Below are 3,123 nucleotides of genomic sequence, written 5' to 3'. Positions count from 1 at the left end.
CATATTATATGGTTAAGTCCTCGATCTATTAGTATTCGTCAGCTCCACATGTCACCATGCTTCCACCTCGAACCTATCAACCTGATCATCTTTCAGGGATCTTACTAGCTTACGCTATGGGAAATCTCATCTTGAGGGGGGCTTCATGCTTAGATGCTTTCAGCACTTATCCCTTCCGCACATAGCTACCCAGCTATGCCCTTGGCAGAACAACTGGTACACCAGCGGTGCGTCCATCCCGGTCCTCTCGTACTAAGGACAGCTCCTCTCAAATTTCCTACGCCCACGACGGATAGGGACCGAACTGTCTCACGACGTTCTGAACCCAGCTCGCGTACCGCTTTAATGGGCGAACAGCCCAACCCTTGGGACCGACTACAGCCCCAGGATGCGATGAGCCGACATCGAGGTGCCAAACCTCCCCGTCGATGTGGACTCTTGGGGGAGATAAGCCTGTTATCCCCGGGGTAGCTTTTATCCGTTGAGCGATGGCCCTTCCATGCGGAACCACCGGATCACTAAGCCCGACTTTCGTCCCTGCTCGACTTGTAGGTCTCGCAGTCAAGCTCCCTTATGCCTTTGCACTCTACGAATGATTTCCAACCATTCTGAGGGAACCTTTGGGCGCCTCCGTTACACTTTAGGAGGCGACCGCCCCAGTCAAACTGCCCACCTGACACTGTCTCCCGGGTCGATAAGACCCGTAGGTTAGAATTTCAATACAGTCAGGGCGGTATCCCACCAGCGCCTCCACCGAAGCTAGCGCTCCGGTTTCAATGGCTCCCGCCTATCCTGTACAAACTGTACCAAAATTCAATATCAGGCTACAGTAAAGCTCCACGGGGTCTTTCCGTCCTGTCGCGGGTAACCTGCATCTTCACAGGTACTATAATTTCACCGAGTCTCTGGTTGAGACAGTGCCCAAATCGTTACACCTTTCGTGCGGGTCGGAACTTACCCGACAAGGAATTTCGCTACCTTAGGACCGTTATAGTTACGGCCGCCGTTTACTGGGGCTTCAGTTCAGAGCTTCGCTTACGCTAACCCCTCTCCTTAACCTTCCAGCACCGGGCAGGTGTCAGCCCCTATACTTCGCCTTACGGCTTCGCAGAGACCTGTGTTTTTGCTAAACAGTCGCTTGGGCCTATTCACTGCGGCTTTCCGTTAAGAAAGCACCCCTTCTCCCGAAGTTACGGGGTCATTTTGCCGAGTTCCTTAACCAGAGTTCTCTCGCACACCTTAGGATTCTCTCCTCGCCTACCTGTGTCGGTTTGCGGTACAGGCACCTTTTATCTCGCTAGAAGCTTTTCTTGGCAGCGGGGAATCAAAGACTTCGCTCCATAAGGAGCTTCCCCATCACAGCTCAGCCTTCACGATAAGCGGATTTGCCTACTTATCAGCCTAACTGCTTGGACGTGCACAACCAATCGCACGCTTCTTCTATCCTTCTGCGTCCCTCCATTGCTCAAACGATAAAGAGGTGGTACAGGAATATCAACCTGTTGTCCATCGCCTACGCCTGTCGGCCTCGGCTTAGGTCCTGACTAACCCTGAGCGGACGAGCCTTCCTCAGGAAACCTTAGGCATTCGGTGGACGGGATTCTCACCCGTCTTTCGCTACTCATACCGGCATTCTCACTTCTAAGCGCTCCACCAGTCCTTCCGGTCTGACTTCACTGCACTTAGAACGCTCCCCTACCACTGATACCATTGGTATCAATTCGCAGCTTCGGTGGTGTATTTAGCCCCGGTACATTTTCGGCGCAGAGTCACTCGACTAGTGAGCTATTACGCACTCTTTAAATGGTGGCTGCTTCTAAGCCAACATCCTAGTTGTCTAAGCAACTCCACATCCTTTTCCACTTAATACACACTTTGGGACCTTAGCTGGCGATCTGGGCTGTTTCCCTCTTGACTACGGATCTTATCACTCGCAGTCTGACTCCTAAGGATAAGTCATTGGCATTCGGAGTTTGACTGAATTCGGTAATCCGATGAGGACCCCTAGTTCAATCAGTGCTCTACCTCCAAGACTCTTACACTTAAGGCTAGCCCTAAAGCTATTTCGGGGAGAACCAGCTATCTCCAGGTTCGATTGGAATTTCTCCGCTACCCACACCTCATCCCCGCACTTTTCAACGTGCGTGGGTTCGGGCCTCCATTCAGTGTTACCTGAACTTCACCCTGGACATGGGTAGATCACCTGGTTTCGGGTCTACGACCACGTACTAAACGCCCTATTCAGACTCGCTTTCGCTGCGGCTCCGTCTCTTCAACTTAACCTCGCACGGGATCGTAACTCGCCGGTTCATTCTACAAAAGGCACGCCATCACCCATTAACGGGCTCTGACTATTTGTAGGCACACGGTTTCAGGATCTCTTTCACTCCCCTTCCGGGGTGCTTTTCACCTTTCCCTCACGGTACTGGTTCACTATCGATCACTAGGGAGTATTTAGCCTTGGGAGATGGTCCTCCCAGATTCCGACGGAATTTCACGTGTTCCGCCGTACTCAGGATACATTCAAGAGAGAACGAAGTTTCGACTACGGGGTTGTTACCCTCTGTGACGGACCTTTCCAGGTCGCTTCGTCTACCTCGTTCCTTTGTAACTCCGTATAGAATGTCCTACAACCCCAAGAGGCAAGCCTCTTGGTTTGGGCTAGATTCCGTTTCGCTCGCCGCTACTCAGGAAATCGCATTTGCTTTCTCTTCCTCCAGGTACTTAGATGTTTCAGTTCCCTGGGTCTGTCTTCCATACCCTATGTATTCAGGTAAGGATACCATACCATTACGTATAGTGGGTTTCCCCATTCGGAAATCTTCGGATCAAAGCTTACTTACAGCTCCCCGAAGCATATCGGCGTTAGTCCCGTCCTTCATCGACTCCTAGTGTCAAGGCATCCACCGTGCGCCCTTTCTAACTTAACCAAACTAAAATTAAAAAAATATGAGCTACACTGTTATCTAGTTTTCAAAGAACATACATTTAAACTTGAGAGATAGTTCTCTCAAAACTGAACGAAACGAAACAAGTCAACGTTTATTGATGAACTGCGTTCATCAATTCTCCATAGAAAGGAGGTGATCCAGCCGCACCTTCCGATACGGCTACCTTGTTACG

The 3,123-nt window shown here is 50.7% G+C and carries 1 rRNA gene; it reads right to left on the bottom strand.

Annotated features, from left to right (window positions below):
• Nucleotides 1-8: 8 nt before the first annotated feature.
• Nucleotides 9-2,930, bottom strand: a 23S ribosomal RNA gene (locus tag BAU23_RS17110).
• Between the last annotated feature and the right edge of the window lie 193 nt (nt 2,931-3,123).

The sequence above is a fragment of the Bacillus nitratireducens genome, assembly GCF_001884135.1.
GTDB classification, from domain to species: Bacteria; Bacillota; Bacilli; order Bacillales; family Bacillaceae_G; genus Bacillus_A; species Bacillus_A nitratireducens.
The sequence above is the reverse complement of the archived record's forward strand: the minus strand, read 5'-3'. Positions and strand labels throughout refer to the sequence as shown.